The following is a 20,685-nucleotide window of genomic DNA, read 5'->3' on the forward strand; positions in this document are numbered from 1 at the left end:
CCGCTGGCCCCCACCGCCCAGCGTGCGACGGCCCCACTCTTGTCCGCTCCGTCTGCGGCGGAGACGGGCCTGGCTACAGGTTGTTGGCGCGGGCGTGGAGGTAGCGCTGCTGGGGGAGGCTGGTTGTTCGGGCGGCGGCCTCTTCGTACGCAGCTCGGGCGGCCGGCTTGTCGCCTGACATTTCCAGGAGATGCGCCCGGACCGCCGACAACCGGTGGTCCTTGGCGAGGTGGTCGTCGGTCTCGATCGTCGAGAGCAGCTGGAGACCCTCGGCCGGGCCGCGGGCCATCGCGACCGCGACGACGTGGTTGAGGGCGACCATCGGGTTGTCGGTGAGCTGCAGCAGCACCTCGTACAGCGCGACGATCTGCGGCCAGTCGGTCTTGTCCGCCGACGGGGACTCGTCGTGAACGGCGGCGATCGCGGCCTGGAGCTGGTACGGCCCGACCGGGCCGTGGGGGAGCGTCGCGGTGATCAGGTCGACGCCCTCGCGGATCAGCTCCGGGATCCAGCGTGACCGGTCCTGCTCCGCCATCGGCACGAGCTCGCCGAGCGGGCCGGTGCGTGCCGGACGGCGGGCGTCGGTCAGCAGCAGCAACGCGAGCAGCCCGGCCACCTCGGCGTCGTCGGGCAACAGCCGGTACAGCATCCGCGCCAGCCGGATCCCCTCGGCGGCCAGCTCGACCCGCTGCAGGCGCGGGCCGGTCGTACTCGCGTAGCCCTCGTTGAAGATCAGGTACACGACCTGCAGCACCGCGCCCAGCCGCTCCTCGCGGTCGGCCGGCAGCGTGAACCGGGCGCCGCTCTCCTTCACGCTCGTCTTCGCCCGGGTGATCCGCCGGGTCATCGTTGCCTCGGGCACCAAGAACGCGCGGGCGATCTCGGCCGTCGTCAGGCCGCCGACCGCCCGGAGCGTCAACGCGATCTGGGAGGCCGGCGACAACGACGGATGGCAGCACAGGAACAGCAGCACCAGCGTGTCGTCGGTGTCGCCCACCGGGTCACCCTGCGGTGCCCAGCTCGCGACCCGGTCCTCCCGCTGCTGCCGGGCCTGCTCACGCCGGAGCAGATCCGTCAGCCGCCGGGACGCCACCGTGATCAACCAGCCCCGCGGATTCTCCGGTACGCCGGCACCCGGCCACTGCTGCGCCGCCGCAAGCAACGCCTCCTGCACAGCATCCTCAGCCGTGTCGAAGCGCCCGTACCGCCGCACCAACGCCCCAAGCACCTGCGGCACCAGCTCCCGCAGCTGATCCTCAACATCCATCCGAGATCACTCGACCAGTTCTTCGCGGCCCTCGACGATCGGGCGGATGTCGGCGTATGCCGTGGCTCGGGCGGACTCCGGTGCGGGTGTGTCGGCCAGTCGGGAGGCGATCTCGGTCGCTCGGTCGAACGACTCGCACTCGACGATCCAGTAGCCGGCGAGCACCTCCTGGGTCTCGGCGTACGGACCGTCGGTGACCACCGGCTGCCCGTCCTTCGACCCCAGCCGTCGAGTCAGCACCGGCGCCGCGAGCCCGCGCGTCTCCACCAGCTCACCCGAGGCGGCCAGCTCGCTGTTGAACTTCTCCATGAAGTCCCCCATCGCCGCGAAATCCGCCGCCTCCCAGGCCGGCTTACCGGTCGCCTTCCCTGCCATCCCGTCGTAGTCCTGCTGCGACGCATACGTCAGGATCATGTACTTCATCAGCTTCTCCCGTCCGTCCGAGCACCCTCCAGCGGGCACTTCCACCCGAGACGTCGCCGCTGCCGGCCCGAACCGGACAAAGACTTGCAGAAGACAGCGAGCAGTGAAACCTGCGGAGCTCCAGGCAATGAGGAAGAAGTCTTCGCGAAGAACTCTTCTGGGTTAGGCTGGGACCATGAGCGACCAGACGCCGTCGGGCGACATCACCTTGGATGCAGCCACCCTGCGGGTGCTGGCTCATCCGATGCGGCTGACCTTGCTGGAGCACCTGCGGCAGCGCGGCCCTGCGACGGCGCGGCAGCTTGCGGCCCATTACGAGATCGACTCGGGTGCAGCGAGCTACCACCTGCGGCGGTTGGCAGAAGGAGGTCTGATCGAGGAGGATCTCGAGCGCGGTACTCGGCGCGACCGCTGGTGGCGGGCTCGACATCGCTCGTCCGTGCACCAGCCCGCGGACAGCGATCCCGACGAGCGACAGGACAGCCGGGCGTACCTGCATGCGGTGGTGCTCGCGTACAGCGAGCAGCTGCGACGGCTCGCCTACACAGCGCCGCTACTGCCGGACGAGTGGTACGAGGCATCCATGTTCAGCAACTACACGCTGCGTTTGACGCCGGCAGAGCTCAACGACGCGAAGTCCGAGCTGGCCGCGGTGGTCAAGAAGTACCGGGACCGCGACAACGGCGCGGGCGTGCCGGTAGCCCTCCAGTTGCACGCGTTTCCACTGTTGGAGCCGGACGACGATGCTTAGCGGCGCAATGCCCGGCGTCGCCTACCGGGACGGCAATGTCCTGCGCTGGATGGCGGCCTACACCGCATCGGTCACCGGCGACGTCGCCTTCTTTCTCACCCTGTCCTGGGCGGCGACCCGGACGGCCGGGGCCGCTCAGGTCGGCGCGGTGCTCGCCGTCGGAGCCGTTCCCCGGGCTGTGCTGATGCTGGTCGGCGGAGTGATCGCCGACCGGTACGGACCGCGCCGGGTAGTGATCGGCAGCGATCTGGCTCGCTGTCTGATCGTGTTCTGCGCTGGCGCGCTGATGATGTTCGGAACTGCCGGGCTGCCGATGCTGTTCGCCGTCGCGCTGGTCTTCGGCGTGATCGACGCGCTGTTCATGCCTGCGGCCGGGGCACTGGCCGGCCGGCTCACCGATCCGGACCGACTCGGCCAGGTTCAAGGGCTCCGGATGCTCGCGGTCCGTCTCGGCAACGCGGCTGGTCCCATGATCGCTGCGATCGCATTGACCGCCGCAGGAGTCGCCGGCGGGTTCGGTCTGGCCGGCCTGCTGTTCAGCGTGTCCGTCGGTCTTCTGCTTGCGGTCCGCCTGAACCGGACACGGCCCGGCGTGCGGTCGACAGGCTCACTGTTCGCCGACCTCAAGGACGGGCTGCAGCACCTACGGCGAAACCGGCAACTGGCCCGGCTGGTTGTGGTGGTCGGGCTGGGCGACCTGTGTTTCAGCGGTCCGGTCGGCGTCGGTCTCGTCCTGCTGACCGCCGAACGCGACTGGGGCGCGGCCGTTCTCGGGTGGACGCTCAGCGCGTTCAGCGTTGGAGGTGCGGTCGCTGGGATTCTGCTCACAGCTCTGACTCGCGTCCCGCGGGCAGGCGTCGTACTCGCGTGTTTCTTGCTGGCGACCGCCGTTCTGGTCGGCGCGCTGGGGCAGGTGACTACAGCCGGCCTGCTGATCGCCGGTTCGGCTGTACTCGGAATGATCAGCGGCGCCGCGTCGGCGCTCGGCAACGCCCTGCTCCAACGCAAGACCGATCCTCGTTACCTCGGCAGAGTCAGTTCGGTGACGTCCCTCTCCACCGTTGGCCTCAGTCCACTCCTGTACCCGGTGACCGGCGTGGTTACGGCTGTCTGGGGACCAGGCGTCTTCTTCGCCGGGTGCGCGCTGATCTGCTTGCTCGCGACGGCAATCGCCGTGACCAGATCCGTGCGCAGCTCCGAGCTCTAGCACCGACGCCCGAGTTCAGATGCAGGGGGTGACGAGTTTGTCGTGTTTCTGGACAGCGTCGGAGACGTCGGTGAGGGCGTTGGCTTCGGGGGAGTACTTGTTCGGGACTGCGACCTCGAAGTACAGGGTGCGGCCGATGGTGGTGAAGACGTAGCCGTTCTGGACCTGCTTGGCGAACCAGCCGACGCCGTTGACCTCGAAGCACTGGGACTGGGCCTCGGCCAGGCCCGCGGGTGCGGCGACGCCGCAGGTCATCTCGATCGGCGGGTCGCCGTACGCGGCGGTGAGCGGGCTCTCCGGGCTCGTCTTACGCCGCTTCGCGTCGAGCACCTTCTCCGGCAGCGCCTTGACCAGATCACCGCAGGCGGCAGCAACCTCAGGCGCCGGGGAGGGCACGGGTACAGGCGCCGCCCCGGGACTGCACCCGGCGAGCACGATCACGCCGAGCGCGGCCAGCAGGATCTTGGGCATGCCGAAATCAGGACGGTCCCCGGGCCGGACGATCAGATGTGGACGACGGGGCAGGTCAGGGTGCGGGTGATGCCGGGGACGTTCTGGACCCGGGCAACCACCAGTTTGCCCAGTTCGTCGACGTTGCGAGCTTCCGCGCGGACGATCACGTCGTACGGACCGGTGACGTCCTCGGCCAGGGTGACGCCCTGGACCTCGGCGATCTGTGCCGCCACGTCGGCCGCCCGGCCGACCTCGGTCTGGATCAGGATGTAGGCCTGGACCACCACGTCGTTCTCCGCTCAGTCGTCCTCAGCTGGCTCCGGCCACAGTACTGCGGGGTGGCCAGGCGTACTCGTTGCCACGTCACGGTACCGCCTAGACTCCGGCTAGCGATATGGGAGGTCTGTTGACGTGACAGAGACGTTGGGGAGCACGGGTGAGTTCGGCCTGATCGCGGCCGTCACCAAGGGGCTGTCCCAGAGTGAGGACGTCCTGGTAGGTCCCGGCGACGACGCGGCCGTGCTGGCGGTGCCGGACGGCCGGATGGTGATCACCACCGACCTGCTGGTGGAGGGCCGGCACTTCCGCCGGGACTGGTCGTCGGCGTACGACGTGGGCCGCAAGGCCGCCGCGCAGAACCTGGCCGACGTGGTCGCGATGGGCGCCCGGCCGACCGCGCTCGTGGTCGGATTCGGCGGCCCGGCCGACCTGCCGACCGCCTGGGCGCTGGAGCTGAACCAGGGCCTCGTGGACGAGTGCGAGCTGGTCGGCGCGAGCATCATCGGCGGTGACACGGTGCAGTCCGACAAGATCGTCGTGTCGGTCACAGCGTTCGGCTCGCTGGACGGCCGCGCACCGGTCCTGCGCTCCGGCGCTCGCCCGGGCGACGAGGTCGCGTACGTCGGCCGGCTCGGCTGGGCGGAGGCGGGCTGGGCCGTGCTGGCCCGCGGGTTCCGCTCGCCGCGGGCCGTCGTCGAGGCGCACCGGCGCCCGCAACCGCCGTACGACGACGGTCCGCGAGCGGCGATCGGCGGGGCGTCGTCGATGTGCGACGTGAGCGACGGGCTGCTGTCCGACCTCGGCCACATCGCGACGGCGAGCCAGGTGATCATCGACATCCACACGAAGGCGCTGACCGTGCCGGAGCCGCTGCAGGCGGTGGCCGCAGCGACCGGCGTGGACGCGCTCAAGTTCGTCCTGACCGGCGGCGAGGACCACGCCCTGGTCGGTACGTTCGAGCCGGCCGACGTACCGGAGGGCTGGACCGTCATCGGCTCGGTTGCCGAGGGCAACGAGGAACACCCGCCCGGGACCGTGACCGTGGACGGTTCGCCGTATGCTGCGGAGACCGGTCACGCACATTTCAGGAGTTGAGCATGCGCCCGCCAAGAGTGTTGACGATCGCGGGTTCGGACTCCGGCGGCGGCGCCGGGATCCAGGCGGACCTGAAGGCGATGCTGGCCAACGGCGTGCACGGCATGAGCGTGCTGACCGCGATCACCGCACAGAACAGCCTCGGCGTCCAGGGCGCCTGGGAGCTGCCCGAGGAACAGGTCCGCGCACAGTTCCGCAGTGTGGTCGACGACATCGGCGTGGATGCGGTGAAGACCGGCATGCTGGCGTCTGAGTCGATGGTCCGCGTGGTGGCCTCGCTGTTGCGCACCCTGCCCGACGGCGTACCGGTGGTGGTCGACCCGGTCTCGGTGTCCAAGCACGGTGATGCGCTGCTCGCGGCGGACGCGATGGACGCCGTACGGTCGGAGATCGTCCCGCTGGCCACTGTGCTGACGCCCAACCTCACGGAGCTCGGTCCGGTGTCCGGTGTCGAGCTGGAGACTGTGGAGGACCGGGACCGCGCTGCGAAGGCGCTATTGGACGCGGGCGCGACCTGGGTGCTCGTGAAGGGCGGCCACGACGTCGGTACGGCGGCTGTCGACATACTGCACGGCTCTGGGGTACGCCGTGCGTACAGTGCTCCCCGCGCCGACAACCGGCACACGCACGGGACCGGTTGCACGCTGGCGAGCACCATCGCGTCGTACCTTGCACGTGGGCACGACGTACCGGACTCGGTCGGCGCTGCGAAGGAGTACGTGACCGGTGCGATCGCGGCCGGGTTCGCCCTGGGCGACGGGATCGGCCCGGTCGACCACGCATGGAGATTCAGAGGGAGTGGCATTTGAGTAAGCAGCGGCCCCCGGTCGACGGGTACTGCGAGCAGTGCGGTTTCAACTACGACACGGGTGACCTGCAGGGCACCGTGACGCTGCTGATCCGGCAGGCCGCGGACTGTGCGATGGCGCTGACCAAGGCGGCCGCCGGCCCGGACGTGAAGGTGGTGCGGCTGCGGCCTGAGCCGGAGGTGTGGTCGGCGATCGAGTACGCGTGCCATGTGCGCGACGTGCTCGAGGTGCAGCGGCTGCGGATCGCGCAGTGCCTGGCGGAGGACCGGCCGGTGTACGCGCCGATGGACCGGACCGGGCGGGTGAAGCAGCAGAAGTACGAGGACCAGGATCCGATGGAGGTCGCGGCGGCGCTGATGCGGTTCGCGCGCGAGTTCGGAGCGGCTGCGCGGGTGCTGCAGCCGCAGGAGCTGGGGAAGCTCGGGCTGTACAACTACCCGGTCCGGGCGCCGCGGACGCTCGGCTGGATCATCCGGCACACCGCCCACGAGATCCAGCACCACCGGCACGACATCACCGAGATCCTGGCGAAAGTGGAGCCCCCGATCATCCCCAAGCCCCGCGTCGAACAGGTCGAACAGGTCGACGAGGCCGCGGAAGGCGCGGTGGCCGCGGAGGCGGCGGAGGGCACGGAGGCGGCGGAGGGCGCGGAGGGCGCCGAGGGCGCGGTGGTCGTGGACGGTGATGAGGTCGTGGGAGAGGTTGCCGACTAGCGCTGGGCGACCCAGGCGGCGATCGCCGGTTCGCTCGTGAGCTGGTCGAGCGCCAGAGCGGCCGCGCCACGCAACGGTCCGTCCGGCTGGTGAGTGGCCGCGAGCACCGGCGGTGGAGCCCCACGGTGGAAGGCCATCAGACCGCCCAGGTACGCGTCAGCAAACGTCTCCGGCGCCGCTGCACGCAAAGGGATCGCCAGCCCGCCAATGGTGACCACGTCCGGGTCATGCGCATTGACGAGCCCTGCGATCCCGTAGCCCAGCGCGGTCACGACCTTGGCAACTGCTGAACGCGCAGCCCGATCAGTGCGTCGCAGTACCTCCTCCGTGAACGCCACAGGATCGTCCGGCCTCGGCTGCTTCAAGTGGTGCGCCAGCGCGCGCCCGTCGATCTCCAGGTCCCAGCAGCCACGAGCGCCGCACGGGCAGGTACGGGCGCGGTCCCCGAAGGGCATGTGCCCGTACTCACCGCCCGCGCCCGACGCCCCCTGAGCCGGTACGCCGTCGATCAGCAACGTCCCGCCGATACCCACCTCGATGATGAGGTGCACCGCCGTACCAGCTCCCGCGGCTGCACCGGTGCGAGCCTCGGCCACACCGCTCAGGGTCGCGTCGTTGCCGGCGAGCAGCGGTACGTCGACGTTGGCCGTGACCTGTCCGAGGTCCAGCTCGACCCACTCGAGCGTGGGCGCCTGCATGAGGTGGTTGTCGCGGACAGTGCCCGGTACTGCGAGGCTCACCAGCTGCAGGCGGTCGCCGTACCGCTCCCGTGTCTGCTCTACCGCGTGGCGCAGGTTCTTGAGCACTACCTGTGCGCGACGGCTCCGGTGGCGGTGGTACTGCGGGTCCTGCAGTGAGCCGTCCAGCGCTACGACCGCACTGCGCCAGCTGCTCTGCCGTAGATCGAGTGCCAGCACCACAGGGCCCTCCGGATGTGCCTGCAGCACAGTTGTCGGGCGGCCGCGCCCCTGGCTGGGAGCGGGGGCCTCGGTCAGCAGCTGTACGTCGCGTAGCCGGGCGGTCACCTCCGTGGCCGAGCCCGTGCTCAGCCGGAGCGTCCGCGCGACCGCGGCGCGGGTGATCCCTGGCTGTCGGGCGACCTGGCTGAGGACGTCCGCGGCCGTCTGCCATTGTCCCCGGCGTACTGGAGTCATCGCGGCCTTTCCGTTTATGCTCGGAGGACGAGTTTAATGGGAGGGTTGATGGAGATCCGGGACATCCGCGCCGTGCTGTTCGACATGGACGGCACATTGGTGGATTCGGACGCGGTCGTGGACCGGAGCTGGCGCCGCTGGGCGGTCGAGTGCGGGCTGGACCCGGCCGCGGTGCTCGCGGTCGCGCACGGGAACCCGGCGGCCGCGACGATCGCGCAGTTCCTGCCGGACGCGTCGCCCGCCGAGCTGGCCGCGGCCGGGGTGCGGGTGCTCGACCTGGAGGTCAACGACGTCGAGGGCGTCGAGGCGAAGCCGGGGGCGCTGCAGCTGATCGGCACGCTCGACCGGCTGGGGGTGCCGTGGGCGGTCTACACCAGTGCTCCGGCGCAGCTGGCGAAGCTACGGCTGACCGTGTCCGCGATCGCGCCGTCGGTGCTGGTCACGGTCGACGACGTCAGCCGCGGTAAGCCGGATCCGGAGGGGTACCTGCGGGCGGCGGAGCTGCTCGGCGTACCGGTGACGGAGTGCCTGGTGGTCGAGGACACCGTGGTCGGGCTGACGGCCGGGCGGGCGTCCGGGGCGTTGACGGCCGGGCTGAAGGGGGTGCCGGCGGACATCGAGCTCCCGGACCTGCATCGGCTCGACGCGCTGTTCCAAGGTCTGGAATGACCGCGCAGGCCCCGGTGGAAGCCGGGAGCCGCAGCGACGAGATCCGGATCGGGATCGCGCTGTCGGCGATGGGTTTCGTGCTGGCGGGGCTCGGGGCGTGCGTGGCGATCCTCGCCCGTGACCTGCGGGAGCCGACCAGCCGGCTGGCGCTGCTGTCGTCCGGGTTCGCTGTCGGGCTGATGCTGGTCGCCGTGGTCGGACCGCGGATGCTCCGGCGGTGGGCGATGCCTACGGTGCTCGCACTGGGGTCGGTCGTGTGCGCGGTGGGCGCGGTGCTGATCGGGGTCGCTCCGTCGTACGTCGTGGCAATCACAGGCGGCCTGCTGGTCGGTCTAGGCGGCGCCTTGCTGGTGCTGGTCGCTCCGCTGATGCTGAACGGTCCCGCTGCCGCTTCCCGCCTCAGTCGGGTGAACGCAGTAGCCAGCGGCACAGGCATCTTCGCGCCACTGGCCATCGGCACCCTCGACACCCTTGGCCCCACAGGCCGCCTCGCCATGCTCGCAGCAGCTCCACCGCTGCTGTTTCTCGCGTTCCTGACTCCTCGTTCCAGGCAAACACATCAGTCTGAGGAGCCTCCTATTCCTGTGCTGATCGACTCGGCTCCGGCGGTTGGGTTGGGGCGGAAGTGGCGGCGGGTGGGGCGGCGGGTTGTGGTGGATGTGGGGGCGGGGTGGTTGCGGGTGGTGCTGGCGGTGTCGGTGGAGTTCTGTTTTGTGGTGTGGGCGGTGGCTCGGCTGGTGGCCAGCGGGCTGCCTACTGCGACGGCGGCCTTGCTCGGTAGTGCGTTTCCGATCGGGATGGCCGTCGGGCGGGCGGTCGGGCCGATCAGGATCAACGGGTGGTCGCCGGTGGTGCCGTCCAGCGTGCTTGCTGCCGTGGGGACGTTGCTGGTGAGCCTGTTCGACGGACCAGCAGTAGTGGCCGGCGGGCTGGTCGTGGCGGGGCTCGGTGTCGCGCCGCTCTACCCGGTCACGCTCGCCGCCCTCGTCGCGACGCCGGGTATCAGCTCTGCCCGTCTCGCCGCGGTCGGCGCGCTCGCGTCCGGTACGGCGATCCTCGTCGCCCCGGCGCTGCTCGCCGTACTGGCGCGTGTCCTCGACCTGCGGACGGCGTACCTGATCACGCTCCCGCTGCTCGCCGTACTTCTCCTGCTCAGCCGTCGATCCGGCCGCACCGCGTTCGTGTAGGAGGTGACAACACACCCACACCGAACGAGGTGACCCCATCATGAAGCTCCTGATCGACGGCCTGGCGATGCCCGAGTCCGCCCGCTGGCACGACGGCCGGTTGTGGTTCTGCAACTGGATCGAGCAGCAGGTGGTGTCCATCGACGCCGACGGCAAGACCGAGTACCTCGACGTACCGGTCAAGAACCTGATGGGCTGGTCGATCGAGTGGACCCCCGACGGCCGCCTGCTGACCACCGGCGACAAGCTCCGCCGGTACGAGCCCGACGGCTCCGTCACCGTGCTCGCGGACCAGCACGCGAACGAGCTCGTGGTCGATGCCCGCGGCAACATCTACCTGGACGGTGCGGACTTCGACTTCTCCGGGGGCGAGGCACCGAAACCCGGCTGGATCAGGCTCGTCACCCCGGACGGCGCGATCCGGGAGGTGGCCGGCCAGATCGAGTTCCCGAACGGCATGGTGCTCACCCCGGACGGCCGGACGCTGGTGGTCGCCGAGTCGTTCGCCGGCCGGTTGACGGCGTTCGACGTACAGCCGAACGGCGACCTCACGAACCGCCGGGTGTACGCCGGCAACCTCGGCCCGGACGGGATCTGCCTGGACGCCGAGGGCGCGATCTGGTCGCAGACCGGCAGCGAGGGCGTGGTCCGGGTCGCCGACGGCGGCGAGATCCTGCAACGCATCGACCTGCCGGAGGACCGCGCCCCGTTCGCGCTCACGCTGGTCGACTTCGACGGGCCGACGCTGTGCCTCCTGACGTCCGAGTGGCACCTGAACGACTCGATCGCGAACAACCTCGCCCGCCTCCGCAGCGGCGCCCACACCGGCCAGATCCACACAATCCCAGTCGCCGTACCGCCCGCCGCTGGCTAACATCCCACCCAATGAACATCCGCACGTACGCCGACGCCGACCTGCAACCGCTGATCGACCTCACGATCGACACGTTCGGTCCGTTCTTCGAGGACTCGTTCCGCCCGCTGGTCGGCGACCTGATCTACACCCGTCAGCACGGCGATTGGCAGGACGCCTACCGCAAGCAGTTGCCCGGCCTGCACGACCCGGCCGAGCACAAGCACGTCGCCGTCGCCGAGCAGGACGGCGAGATCATCGGGTACGTCGCCTGGCACGTCGAACCGAGCCGCTCCAAGGGCACGGTCGTCCTCCTGGGCGTCGCCGAGGAACACCGCCGCTCGACCAGCGCCACCGCCCTCTGCGAGCACGCGTTCACGGCGATGCGCGCCGCGGGAGCGCAGTACGTCGAGATCGGCACCGGCGGCGACCCGTTCCACGCGCCGGCCCGGGCGTTCTACGAGAGCCTCGGCTGCGTGAAACTCCCGGTCGCCGTGTACTTCCGCGAGCTATAGCGGCGCGCTATCTCAGCGGTTAACCACTGAGGTTGTCCCTTCACCACTGGCATGCAGGCGGCGAAGGGGCAAGGTGCGGGGTGAACCCCAGTGCCGTTCAGTTGAGGGAGCAGGCCGCCACTGCCGTGCAGTAGAGGCTGCGCCAGGCGTGCGGGCGGGCGCAGTGGATGTATACGTACTGTCGAGCTGCCGAAGTCCACGTCCGACACCACGAGCCATCGCACCCGGCCGACCGGGTTGACAAACCCCACTGCACTAACTGAACGGCAGGGGGGTGGCCTCTGACTTGGCCGGCTCGGGCCGGGTGACCTTCACGGATCCGAGCTCAGACGGGAAGGTCGTGCCGGCGGAGCAGTTCGACGAGGGCTGGTACGCCGGCCGACAGGTCGTACAGCTCCGCCCGCAGGCCGACGCTCTGCGCGCCCGCCACGTTGGCGGCGTTGTCGTCGATGAACAGCACCTCGGACGAGGGTACGTCGATCGTGCTCAGGATCTCCCGGAAGTACGCCGGGTCCGGCTTCGCGAGGCCGAGGTCGCAGGAGTAGAACGTCCGGTCGAACCAGGCGCCGTACCCGCGTTCGTCCTGCATGATCGCCCGCCGGTAGGCCTGCTGGTTGGTGGCCAGGTGGCAGTCGACGCCGGCCGCCCGGAGCGCCTGGATCAGCTCGACCACCTCGGGCTCGGCGGCGAACCAGCTCCACGGCTCGATCGCCTCCTCGACGGACGCGGTCGAGTTCCAGCGCCGGAGTACGTCGGCGAGCGTGTCCCGGAAGTCGGCCTTCCCGACCAGCGCCGGCCGCTCGGCCGCCATCAGGTCGCTGACGAAGGCGTCGCCGTCGGCGGGTACCAGTGCGCCCAGGCGGCTCCACCAGTCGAAGGTGGGCCGCTGGAGCACTCCGTCGGCATCGAACAGGACGGCGCGTGAGGTCATGGCGTCATCTTGTCATCGGAGGGCTTGACCGGTTCAGTCGGTATGCGCTTACCTATGGCTACGTAAACATAGGTGGACACCTTCCGGCGAAATCCAACAGAAAGCGCCAGGTGAGGCTATGACCCTGAGTAGAAGGAAATTCCTGGCGGCCGGCACCGCCGCGGCCGCCGCCGGTCTCACCGGCTGCGGCTCCGTCGGCTCACTGGGTGGAAAGAACGAGCTCAGCATGTGGACCTGGGTCGGGTCCGTGAACGACGGCCTGATCGGCCAGGCCGAGAAGGCGATCCCCGGGTACGACGGCATGAAGCTGGCGATGACCCGGATCGGCTCCAACTACAAGACCAAGGTGCTGACCGCACTGGCCGGGAAGTCCCTGGTACCGGACATCGTCGCGATCAACGACGACGTCGCGACCTACTTCCCGAACGCGGACCAGTTCCACGACCTGTACGAGCTCGGCGCCAAGGATCTCGAGCAGGACTTCCTGCCCTGGAAGTGGAAGTGGGGGGTCACTCCACAGGGCAAGATGATGGCGTATCCGATGGACACCGGCCCGACCGCGCTGTTCTACCGCACCGACATCTTCACCAAGGCCGGCATCGACATCGACCCGGCCGCGGTCGCGGGACTCGCACCGGACTGGGACACCTTTATCGCGCTCGGAAAGAAGCTCAAGCAGGCCGTACCGGGCTCGTCGATCACCGACAACATCACCAGCATCTACGGCTACCGGATGGCCCAACTGCCCAAGAAGTACATGACGAAGGAAGGGCAGTACATCGGCGATCAGGACCACGTACGGCAGTCGTTCGACCTGGCCGTACGGGTCGTGAAGGAAGGGCTGTCGGCTAACGCCCAGAACTCGACCGACAAGAACGCGGTCGTCACCAACGGCAAGCTCGTCGCCTACAACGGTGCGGTCTGGTGGGCGCAGCTCGGGCCGAAGAACGCGGCCCCGAAGACCAAGGGACTCTGGCGGGTGACGGCGGCTCCTGGTGGCGCCGGCAACAAGGGCGGGTCGTTCCTGGCGATCACGAAGTACTGCAAGAACCCACAGGCGGCCTTCGCGCTGATCAGCTGGCTGGAGTCGGCCAAGAACCAGGCCCAGGCGTTCCTGGACCCGGTGCTGTTCCCGTCCACGCCGGCCAGTTACACGGACTCGCGGCTGTCGGCGCCGGACCCGTTCTTCGGCGGTCAGAAGATCGTCGACGTGTTCGCGGACTCCGCGAAGAAGTACCCGGGCGCGTACTTCTCGCCGTACGACAGCATCATCGACACCCCGATCGGTGCCGAACTGGTGAACATCGAGGCGTCCGGCAAGAACCCCGACCAGGCCTGGGCGGACGCCCAGCACCAGGTCCAGCGCGAGCTCAGCCGAGTGGGGGCGATCTGAATGGCAGTCACCAGTAAGGCCGCCCCGGCCGCTGTGGCCACCACCGCGGCGGACGACAAGCCGCCGAACAAGTACCGGCAGGCGCTTCCGCAGTACACGGCGGTCGCGCCGTTCTTCATCCTGTTCGCGATCTTCGGCGCGTTCCCGGTGCTGTTCTCGATCTGGATCTCGTTCCACTCCTGGGACGGCATCGGGCAGATGAAGTGGGTCGGCCTGGAGCAGTACCACTACCTGCTCACCGACGCGACGTTCTGGAAGACGATCGGCAACACGCTGATCATCTGGGTGCTGTCCACGGTCCCGATGCTGCTGCTCGCGCTGGTGATCGCGAACGCCCTGCACAACGCGACCCGGCTGCGTACCTTCTACCGGATCGCGTACTTCGTCCCGAACGTCACCTCGGTGGTCGCGATCACGCTGGTGTTCGGCTCGATCTTCAGCAACAACTTCGGCCTGCTGAACGCGTTCCTGCAGTCGATCGGGCTCGGCAAGGTCGAATGGCTGACCTCGCCGTGGGGGATCAAGATCGCGATCGCCACCATCGTCACCTGGCGCTGGGTCGGCTACAACGCGATCATCTACCTGGCCGGCCTGCAGGCGATCTCCGCCGACGTGTACGAGGCCGCGAAGGTGGACGGTGCCTCGCCGCGGCAGACGTTCTGGCGGATCACGGTGCCGATGCTGCGGCCGGTGATCCTGTTCACCGCCGTCACGTCGACGATCGGCGGCCTGCAGATCTTCACCGAGTCCCGGGTGCTGTTCGGCGACACCAGCAGCATCGGCGGACCTGGCGACGCCGGCCTGACGATCGTCTCGTACCTGTACCAGAGCGCGTTCATCAAGAACCAGTTCGGGTACGGGGCTGCGATCGGGTGGGCACTGTTCGTGCTGATCGTACTGTTCAGCATCATCAACTGGCGGCTGATCGGCGGCAACGACGAGGAACGACTGACCCGACGCGCCGCTCGGCGGGTGGAACGCAGGATCGCAGCCCAGAATGCCAAGAAGGAGGCCGCCGATGTCCGTTGAGCGCGTACGCACCGCAGTCGGTCACGTCGTGCTGATGTTCGGCGTCCTGGTCTCGCTGTTCCCGTTCTACTGGATGGTGGTGATGGCCTCCAACACCACCCCGGACATCTTCAGCTATCCGCCCAAGCTGCTGATCGGCTCGCACCTGTTCGAGAACATGGGCAAGGTGCTGGACAACATCGACTTCTTCGGTTCGATGCTGCTCACGCTGGTCGCGTCCCTCGCGGTCACGGTGCTGGTGCTGTTCTTCGACTCGCTGGCCGCGTTCGCGTTCGCGAAGTACCAGTTCCCGGGCCGGAACGTGCTGTTCGGCATCTTGCTCGCGACGTTCATGATCCCGACCCAGCTGTCGCTCGTACCGCAGTTCGTGGTGCTCGCGCAGTTCGGCTGGATCGGGTCGCTGAAGGCCCTCGTCATCCCGGGCGCGGCCAACGCGTTCGGGATCTTCTGGATGCGCCAGTACGCCAAGGGCGCGATCCCCGACGAACTGATCTCGGCCGCCAAGGTCGACGGCGCCGGCTTCTTCCGGCAGTACCTCACCGTCGGCCTGCCGGTGCTCCGGCCCGGTCTGGCCTTCCTCGGTATCTTCACGTTCATCAACGTCTGGAACGACTACCTCTGGCCGCTGATCGTGATGACCGACCCGAACCGCCTCACCCTGCAGGTCGCCCTCGACCAGCTGAACGGCATCTACGGCACCGACTACTCGATGGTGATGGCCGGTGCGTTGATGAGCGTCATCCCCCTGATCGGCGTCTTCCTGATCGGCGCGCGTTCGTTCATCGCCGACCTGGCGGCAGGCGCCATGAAGTTCTGACCTGAAACCACAAAACCAACCACGGGATCTCTTTTGACTGACCAAACGCTCCGCTGGGGCATCATCGGCACCGGCAATATCGCTTCCCGGTTCGCCAGCCAGGTGCCGACGTCGAAGACCAACGAGGTCGTCGCCGTCGGCAGCCGGTCCATCGAGTCGGCGAACACGTTCGCGGACAAGTGGGACATCGCGAACCGGCACGCGTCGTACGAGGACCTGCTCGCCGACGACAGCGTCGAGGCGGTGTACATCGCGACCCCGCACCCGATGCACGTCGAGTGGGCGATCAAGGCGGCCGAGGCCGGCAAGCACGTGCTGTGCGAGAAGCCGCTGGCGATCAACCGCGCGTGGGCCGAGGCGATGATCGAGGCTGCGGTACGCAACGACGTCTTCCTGATGGAGGCGTACATGTACCGGTGCCTGCCGCAGACCAAGCTGATCACCCAACTGGTCCGCGACGGCGAGCTCGGCACCGTCCACCAGATCCAGGCGACGTTCGCGTTCGCGGCCGGGTACCGGCCGGAGAGCCGGATCTTCGCCGACGACCTGGCCGGCGGCGGCATCCTCGACGTCGGCGGGTACCCGGTCTCGATGGCCCGCCTGATCGCCGGTGCGGCGACCGGCCGGCCGTACGCCGAACCGGCCGCCGTCAACGCGGTCGGCCAGGTCGGCGAGACCGGCGCCGACGAATGGACGGTGGCGACGCTGTTCTTCGACGGCGGCATCACCGCACAGATCAGCACCGGCGTACGGCTCGGCGACCAGAACCAGGTCCGGATCTACGGCAGCAAGGGCTACCTGCAGATCGACGACCCGTGGTTCGGCGGCGACGGCAAGCCGGCCCACGTCACGCTGTACCGGGCCGGGGAGGAGCCGCGGGAGATTTCCGCGGAGCCGGCGCTGATCTACACGGCCGAGGCCGAGGCGGTGCAGGCCGCGATCGCTTCCGGTGCGAAGGAGGCACCGGAGATGAGCTGGGCGGACACGCTCGGCAACCTCACCGTCCAGGACCAGTGGCGGGCCGCGATCGGGCAGCAGTACGCGAGCGAGCGGGACGACGCGAACATCCCGACCGCGACCGGACGCCCGCTGGCCAAGCGCGCCGACGCCCCGATGACGTACGGCCACGTGCCGGGGGTCGACAAGCAGGTGTCCCGGCTGGTGATGGGCGTGGACAACCAGCAGACGCTGCCGCACGCCGCGGTGGTCTTCGACGACTTCGTCGAGCGCGGCGGTACGACGTTCGACACGGCGTACATCTACGGCGGCGGGCGTGGCGAGAAGCTGCTCGGGCAGTGGATGAAGTCGCGCGGCAACCGGGACGACGTGGTCGTGATCGGCAAGGGCGCGCACACGCCGCACTGCGACCCGGAGTCGATCACCCGGCAGCTGCACGAGAGCCTCGAGCGGCTGCAGACCGATCATGTCGACCTGTACTTCATGCACCGGGACAACGAGGAGATCCCGGTGTCGGAGTTCGTCGACGTACTGGACGAGCACTTCAAGGCCGGCCGGATCAAGGCGTTCGGCGGGTCGAACTGGTCCACCGGGCGCTTCGACGAGGCGAACGCGTACGCCGAGGCGAACAGCAAGCAGCCGTTCACGCTGCTCAGCAACCACCTCAGCCTCGCGCGGGCGTACGACGTACCTTGGGCCGGCTGCCGACACGTGGCGGACGACGAGTCGCAGGCGTGGCTGCGGGAGCGGCAGGTCGCGCTGTTCCCGTGGTCGAGCCAGGCGCGCGGGTTCTTCACCGGGCGGGCCAAGCCGGAGGACACCTCGGACTCCGAGCTGGTGCGCTGCTTCTACTCCGACGAGAACTTCCGCCGGCTGGACCGCGCGCGGGAGCTCGCGGCGGCGAAGGGCGTCGAGCCGACCGCGATCGCACTGGCCTGGCTGCTGCACCAGCCGTACCTGGTGTTCCCGCTGATCGGGCCGCGGCACGTCAGCGAGACGCGGACCTCGACACCGGGGCTGTCGGTGACGCTGACGGCCGAGGAAGTGGCCTACCTCACTGCCTGATGCACTGCCTGACGGCGGAATTGGTGGGTGGCTGACACACATGTAACATGATTTGTCGGAGTCACGACCCTGAACACGGAGAATCATGTCTAAGAAGTGCGATGTCTGCGGCAAGCAGCCGACGTTCGGCAACAGCGTTGCCCGCCTGGGTAAGGGCGCGATGATCCGGCGGGTCAAGGCGCGTACGCCGCGCCGTTTCAACCCGAACATCCAGCCGGTCCGCGCGATCATCAAGGGAACGCCCACCAAGATGAAGGTGTGCACCTCCTGCATCAAGGCCGGAAAGGTCCAGCGCGTAGTCGGCTGACCCCAGCAAAACTTCCGTGTAGGGCCTTTCGACAGGCGCCCGGGTTCGTCCCGGGCGCCTAGTCGTGTTTGCGGGCGACGACCGTGATCTCGTTGCGGTTGTGGTGGAGCTGGCGGGCGTGGAGTACGTCGTACCGCTGGCTGAGCACGTCGAGGCCGCGGCGGGCGTCGTCGAGGGGGTTCCTGCCGCCGCCCTTGAGGGTGACGATCGCGAGGCCGTCGCGGCGCAGGTGGGCGGCCGCGTCGAGCATCATCCGGGCGCTGGTCACCTGGTCCATTCGCATGTCGTTCACCACCACGTCGAACCGGACCCGGTTGTCGGCGAAGAACCGCCCGGCCGTGGTCGCCTCGTGATGGATCCGCCGGTCGCCGCGCAGCCGCGGGTCCAGCGAGCCCGGGTCCACCGACCACACCTCCTGCCCGTGCTGCCGCAGAATCCGCGTCCACCCACCCGGCGAGGCCCCGAGATCCACGGCCTTCCCGCCGTTCGGCAGCTCCAGCCCGAAGGTCGCGATCGCCTCCTCGAGCTTGAACTCCGACCGCGACACCCGCTCCTCGCCCCGAGCCAACCGCATCCGCCCACCGGGCCAGTCCGACAGGCTGTCCGCGAGGCGGTTGACCCCGAGCAGGATGGCCTTCCGGCCGCCGTAGCACGAGACGACGTACTCCTGTCCGGAGCGGGTGACGGCCACGCCACGGCCGGCCAGCGCCTCCTCCAGCCGGTGGTAGTACGAGCCGCCGCCGGGACCGTCGGTCCACGCCTGGACGGCCAGCGCCTTCGGGTACTCCGGCAGCTCGGCCAGCACCAGGTCCGCCAGTTCGTACTCCGGCGGCAGCTCCTCGAAGCTCGCGATCTCGACCGTCAGGTGCCGGACGAACATGATCCGGCCGGCGTCGCACGCCGCGGCCAGCTCCCGCACCGGGACCCCGTCCACCCGCCCGAGCTCCGCCCCGACCCGCTCGACCCGCAGGTCCCGCCCGAACTCGCCGCGGATCTCCCGCACCGCCAACCCGTAGCTGTCGGCTCCGGCCGAGAACAACACACTCACCTGGGAACCGTACCGAACGACCGGACGTAGTCCTGTACGTATATCCCGCCGCAAGCCTGGCGGACCGCTCCGGACTCGCCCCGGAGGGGACCACTGCCCGTCCTTCGGTACGCGTTAGCCTTCCGGGCGTGGAGGAACTGACGGTTGAGGTGCTGCGTGCCTGGGCGCGGACCGCGTTGGCCGACCTGGCGCGGGCGCGGGCCGGGATCGACGAGCTGAACGTGTACCCGGTGCCGGACGGCGACACCGGGACGAACCTCTACCTGACCTGGGAAGCCGCCTGCGGCGCGCTGCCGAAGGGCGAGCTGACCTTCACCGAGGCGATCCAGGCGTTCGGCCGCGGCGCCCTCCTCGGTGCCCGCGGGAACTCCGGCGTGATCACCTCCCAGCTGATCCGCGCCTGCGGACTGCGCCTCGACGAGAACCTCCCGCGCGACCGGGAAGACGGCGTACTGGCCGATCCGCCGATGAGCGAGGCCGCCGCCTTCGCAGATGCACTCCGGTACGCCGCCGACGCCGCGTACGACGCCGTCGCGCAGCCGGTCGAGGGCACGATGCTGACCGTGGCCCGCGCGGCCGCCTCCGGCGCGATGACCGCCGCGAACGACGGCAAGTCCCTCGCCGACGTGTGCCTGGCCGCCGTCGCCTCCGCCCGCCAGGCGCTCACCCGGACCACCGACCAGCTCGACGTACTGCGGCGCGCGGGCGTCGTCGACGCCGGGGGAGCCGGCCTGGTGGTGATCCTCGGCGCGATGGAGTCGGTCCTCACCGGGCGGCACGTCCGCGTCGACGTACCGGCACGGGTCGAGCCGCGGGGCGAGGAGGCGGTCAGCCAGGACGGCCCGGCGTACGAGGTGATGTACCTGCTGGACGCGCCCGACGAGCAGGTCGACGGCTTCCGGCAGCGGCTCGCGGGGCTCGGGGACTCGGTCGTCGTGGTCGGCGGCGACGGACTCTGGAACGTCCACGTGCACACCGACGACGTCGGCGCCGCGATCGAGCACGGCATCGGCATCGGCCGCCCGCACCGGATCCGCGTCACGCACTTCGCGGACCATGCACACTCTGCGCACCACCATGAGCCCGCGCCCGGCCGGGCCGTGATCGCGGTCGTGGCAGGCGACGGACTGGGCGAACTGTTCGCCGCGGCCGGCGCCCGGATCATCCGCGGCGGCCCCGGGCGGCGCTGCTCGACCGGCGAACTGCTGCAGGCGATCGAGGAGTCGAAGGCACCGGAGATCGTGATCCTGCCGAACGACCAGGACTCGCTCGCGGTCGCCGAGGCCGCCGCCACCGCCGCCCGCCAGGACGGGATCCGGGTCGCGGTGATCCCGACCCGCGCCCAGGTCCAGGGCCTGGCCGCGATCGCCGTCCACGACCCGCAGCGCAGCTTCGACGACGACGTCGTACAGCTCTCCGCCGCCGCCGGGCAGACCCGGCACGGCGCGGTCACTGTCGCGGTCAAGGACGCCTGGACGATGGCCGGGAGGTGCCGGGCCGGCGACGCGCTCGGGGTGGTCGACGGCGACTTCGCGCTGATCACCGACGATCTGGAGCAGGCGGCGTACGGCGTCGTCGACCGGCTGCTGGGCGGTGGTGGCGAGCTGCTGACGATCGTCACCGGGCGGGACGCGGACCCCGGGCTGGCGGCGGCTGTGGAGCGACATGTACGGCGCGCGCGCAAGGATGTCGATGTGATGGTGTACGACGGAGGGCAGGACAGGTACCCGTTGTTGATCGGGGTGGAATGACGGTGTTGAAAT

22 protein-coding genes are annotated in these 20,685 nt (G+C 69.3%); 15 read left to right on the forward strand and 7 right to left on the reverse strand.

Going from position 1 to position 20,685, the window contains the following annotated elements; genetic code table 11:
* Positions 1-73 precede the first annotated feature (73 nt).
* Both JOF29_RS11250 and JOF29_RS11255 read right to left on the reverse strand, forming a co-directional pair.
* Positions 74-1,267: an RNA polymerase sigma factor gene (locus tag JOF29_RS11250; RefSeq protein ID WP_209694146.1), complete on the reverse strand. Its 1,194-nt coding sequence runs from the start codon at positions 1,265-1,267 to the stop codon at positions 74-76.
* A gap of 6 nt (positions 1,268-1,273) precedes the next feature.
* The gene (locus JOF29_RS11255; RefSeq protein ID WP_209694147.1) at positions 1,274-1,690 is read right to left on the reverse strand and encodes a YciI family protein; all 417 of its coding nucleotides are present in this window, start codon (positions 1,688-1,690) and stop codon (positions 1,274-1,276) included.
* A 175-nt stretch (positions 1,691-1,865) separates the two neighbouring features.
* Here JOF29_RS11255 and JOF29_RS11260 point away from each other — a divergent pair, with 175 nt between their 5' ends.
* Together JOF29_RS11260 and JOF29_RS11265 are read left to right on the forward strand one after the other, a co-directional pair.
* Positions 1,866-2,441 carry a winged helix-turn-helix domain-containing protein gene (locus JOF29_RS11260; protein WP_209694148.1) on the forward strand — a complete coding sequence of 192 codons (576 nt, stop codon included), beginning with the start codon at positions 1,866-1,868 and terminating at the stop codon, positions 2,439-2,441.
* Complete coding sequence (locus JOF29_RS11265; RefSeq protein WP_209694149.1) at positions 2,434-3,648, forward strand: MFS transporter; 1,215 nt, start codon at positions 2,434-2,436, stop codon at positions 3,646-3,648. The genes JOF29_RS11260 and JOF29_RS11265 overlap by 8 nt, the downstream gene beginning before the upstream one ends.
* 15 nt (positions 3,649-3,663) lie before the next feature.
* Here JOF29_RS11265 and JOF29_RS11270 read toward each other — a convergent pair whose 3' ends face one another.
* The gene (locus tag JOF29_RS11270) at positions 3,664-4,119 is read right to left on the reverse strand and encodes a DUF3515 domain-containing protein (RefSeq protein ID WP_209694150.1); all 456 of its coding nucleotides are present in this window, start codon (positions 4,117-4,119) and stop codon (positions 3,664-3,666) included.
* Between the two features lie 32 nt (positions 4,120-4,151).
* Positions 4,152-4,388, reverse strand: coding sequence for an Lrp/AsnC family transcriptional regulator (locus tag JOF29_RS11275; RefSeq protein WP_170990044.1), 237 nt, complete (start codon positions 4,386-4,388; stop codon positions 4,152-4,154).
* Positions 4,389-4,512: 124 nt separating this feature from the next.
* On the opposite strand from JOF29_RS11275, the gene JOF29_RS11280 reads away from it, so the two are divergent.
* The 3 genes from JOF29_RS11280 to JOF29_RS11290 are packed head-to-tail and all read left to right on the forward strand — an operon-like array spanning position 4,513 to position 6,997.
* Positions 4,513-5,475: a thiamine-phosphate kinase gene (locus tag JOF29_RS11280; RefSeq protein ID WP_209694151.1), complete on the forward strand. Its 963-nt coding sequence runs from the start codon at positions 4,513-4,515 to the stop codon at positions 5,473-5,475.
* 2 nt (positions 5,476-5,477) lie between these two features.
* On the forward strand, positions 5,478-6,284 hold the full coding sequence (gene thiD, locus JOF29_RS11285) for a bifunctional hydroxymethylpyrimidine kinase/phosphomethylpyrimidine kinase (RefSeq protein WP_209694152.1): 807 nt from the start codon (positions 5,478-5,480) through the stop codon (positions 6,282-6,284).
* Positions 6,281-6,997, forward strand: a complete 717-nt coding sequence (locus JOF29_RS11290; protein WP_209694153.1) for a DinB family protein — start codon at positions 6,281-6,283, stop codon at positions 6,995-6,997. Before thiD ends, JOF29_RS11290 begins: the two co-directional genes overlap by 4 nt.
* Here the strand turns inward: JOF29_RS11290 and JOF29_RS11295 are convergent.
* The gene (locus JOF29_RS11295; RefSeq protein WP_209694154.1) at positions 6,994-8,151 is read right to left on the reverse strand and encodes an ROK family transcriptional regulator; all 1,158 of its coding nucleotides are present in this window, start codon (positions 8,149-8,151) and stop codon (positions 6,994-6,996) included. The genes JOF29_RS11290 and JOF29_RS11295 overlap by 4 nt on opposite strands.
* 48 nt (positions 8,152-8,199) lie before the next feature.
* On the opposite strand from JOF29_RS11295, the gene JOF29_RS11300 reads away from it, so the two are divergent.
* From JOF29_RS11300 to JOF29_RS11315, 4 genes are read left to right on the forward strand one after another with little or no spacing between them, the layout of a single operon-like run.
* Complete coding sequence (locus JOF29_RS11300) at positions 8,200-8,820, forward strand: HAD-IA family hydrolase (RefSeq protein WP_209694155.1); 621 nt, start codon at positions 8,200-8,202, stop codon at positions 8,818-8,820.
* Positions 8,817-10,007 carry an MFS transporter gene (locus JOF29_RS11305; protein ID WP_209694156.1) on the forward strand — a complete coding sequence of 397 codons (1,191 nt, stop codon included), beginning with the start codon at positions 8,817-8,819 and terminating at the stop codon, positions 10,005-10,007. The genes JOF29_RS11300 and JOF29_RS11305 overlap by 4 nt, the downstream gene beginning before the upstream one ends.
* 40 nt (positions 10,008-10,047) lie before the next feature.
* Positions 10,048-10,881 (forward strand): SMP-30/gluconolactonase/LRE family protein, encoded by an 834-nt coding sequence (locus JOF29_RS11310; RefSeq protein WP_209694157.1) that lies wholly within the window; start codon positions 10,048-10,050, stop codon positions 10,879-10,881.
* An 11-nt stretch (positions 10,882-10,892) separates the two neighbouring features.
* Positions 10,893-11,375, forward strand: coding sequence for a GNAT family N-acetyltransferase (locus JOF29_RS11315; RefSeq protein ID WP_209694158.1), 483 nt, complete (start codon positions 10,893-10,895; stop codon positions 11,373-11,375).
* 325 nt (positions 11,376-11,700) lie between these two features.
* Here JOF29_RS11315 and JOF29_RS11320 read toward each other — a convergent pair whose 3' ends face one another.
* Positions 11,701-12,306 carry an HAD family hydrolase gene (locus tag JOF29_RS11320; RefSeq protein ID WP_209694159.1) on the reverse strand — a complete coding sequence of 202 codons (606 nt, stop codon included), beginning with the start codon at positions 12,304-12,306 and terminating at the stop codon, positions 11,701-11,703.
* 118 nt (positions 12,307-12,424) lie between these two features.
* Between JOF29_RS11320 and JOF29_RS11325 the strand changes: the two genes are divergently transcribed.
* From JOF29_RS11325 to rpmB, 5 genes are all read left to right on the forward strand, one after another.
* On the forward strand, positions 12,425-13,699 hold the full coding sequence (locus JOF29_RS11325; RefSeq protein WP_209694160.1) for an ABC transporter substrate-binding protein: 1,275 nt from the start codon (positions 12,425-12,427) through the stop codon (positions 13,697-13,699).
* Entirely contained in the window at positions 13,700-14,728 is a 1,029-nt protein-coding gene (locus JOF29_RS11330; protein ID WP_209694161.1) for a carbohydrate ABC transporter permease, read from the forward strand.
* Positions 14,718-15,545, forward strand: a complete 828-nt coding sequence (locus tag JOF29_RS11335) for a carbohydrate ABC transporter permease (protein WP_209694162.1) — start codon at positions 14,718-14,720, stop codon at positions 15,543-15,545. Before JOF29_RS11330 ends, JOF29_RS11335 begins: the two co-directional genes overlap by 11 nt.
* A gap of 33 nt (positions 15,546-15,578) precedes the next feature.
* Positions 15,579-17,567, forward strand: coding sequence for an aldo/keto reductase (locus JOF29_RS11340; RefSeq protein WP_209694163.1), 1,989 nt, complete (start codon positions 15,579-15,581; stop codon positions 17,565-17,567).
* An 85-nt stretch (positions 17,568-17,652) separates the two neighbouring features.
* Positions 17,653-17,874: a 50S ribosomal protein L28 gene (gene rpmB, locus JOF29_RS11345; protein ID WP_130387610.1), complete on the forward strand. Its 222-nt coding sequence runs from the start codon at positions 17,653-17,655 to the stop codon at positions 17,872-17,874.
* A 58-nt stretch (positions 17,875-17,932) separates the two neighbouring features.
* On the opposite strand, the gene JOF29_RS11350 is transcribed toward rpmB, so the two are convergent.
* Positions 17,933-18,922: an SAM-dependent methyltransferase gene (locus JOF29_RS11350; protein WP_307863257.1), complete on the reverse strand. Its 990-nt coding sequence runs from the start codon at positions 18,920-18,922 to the stop codon at positions 17,933-17,935.
* A 128-nt stretch (positions 18,923-19,050) separates the two neighbouring features.
* Here JOF29_RS11350 and JOF29_RS11355 point away from each other — a divergent pair, with 128 nt between their 5' ends.
* Positions 19,051-20,673 (forward strand): DAK2 domain-containing protein, encoded by a 1,623-nt coding sequence (locus tag JOF29_RS11355; protein ID WP_209694164.1) that lies wholly within the window; start codon positions 19,051-19,053, stop codon positions 20,671-20,673.
* The last annotated feature ends 12 nt before the right edge of the window (positions 20,674-20,685 follow it).

It is taken from the genome of Kribbella aluminosa, assembly GCF_017876295.1.
GTDB classification, from domain to species: Bacteria; Actinomycetota; Actinomycetes; order Propionibacteriales; family Kribbellaceae; genus Kribbella; species Kribbella aluminosa.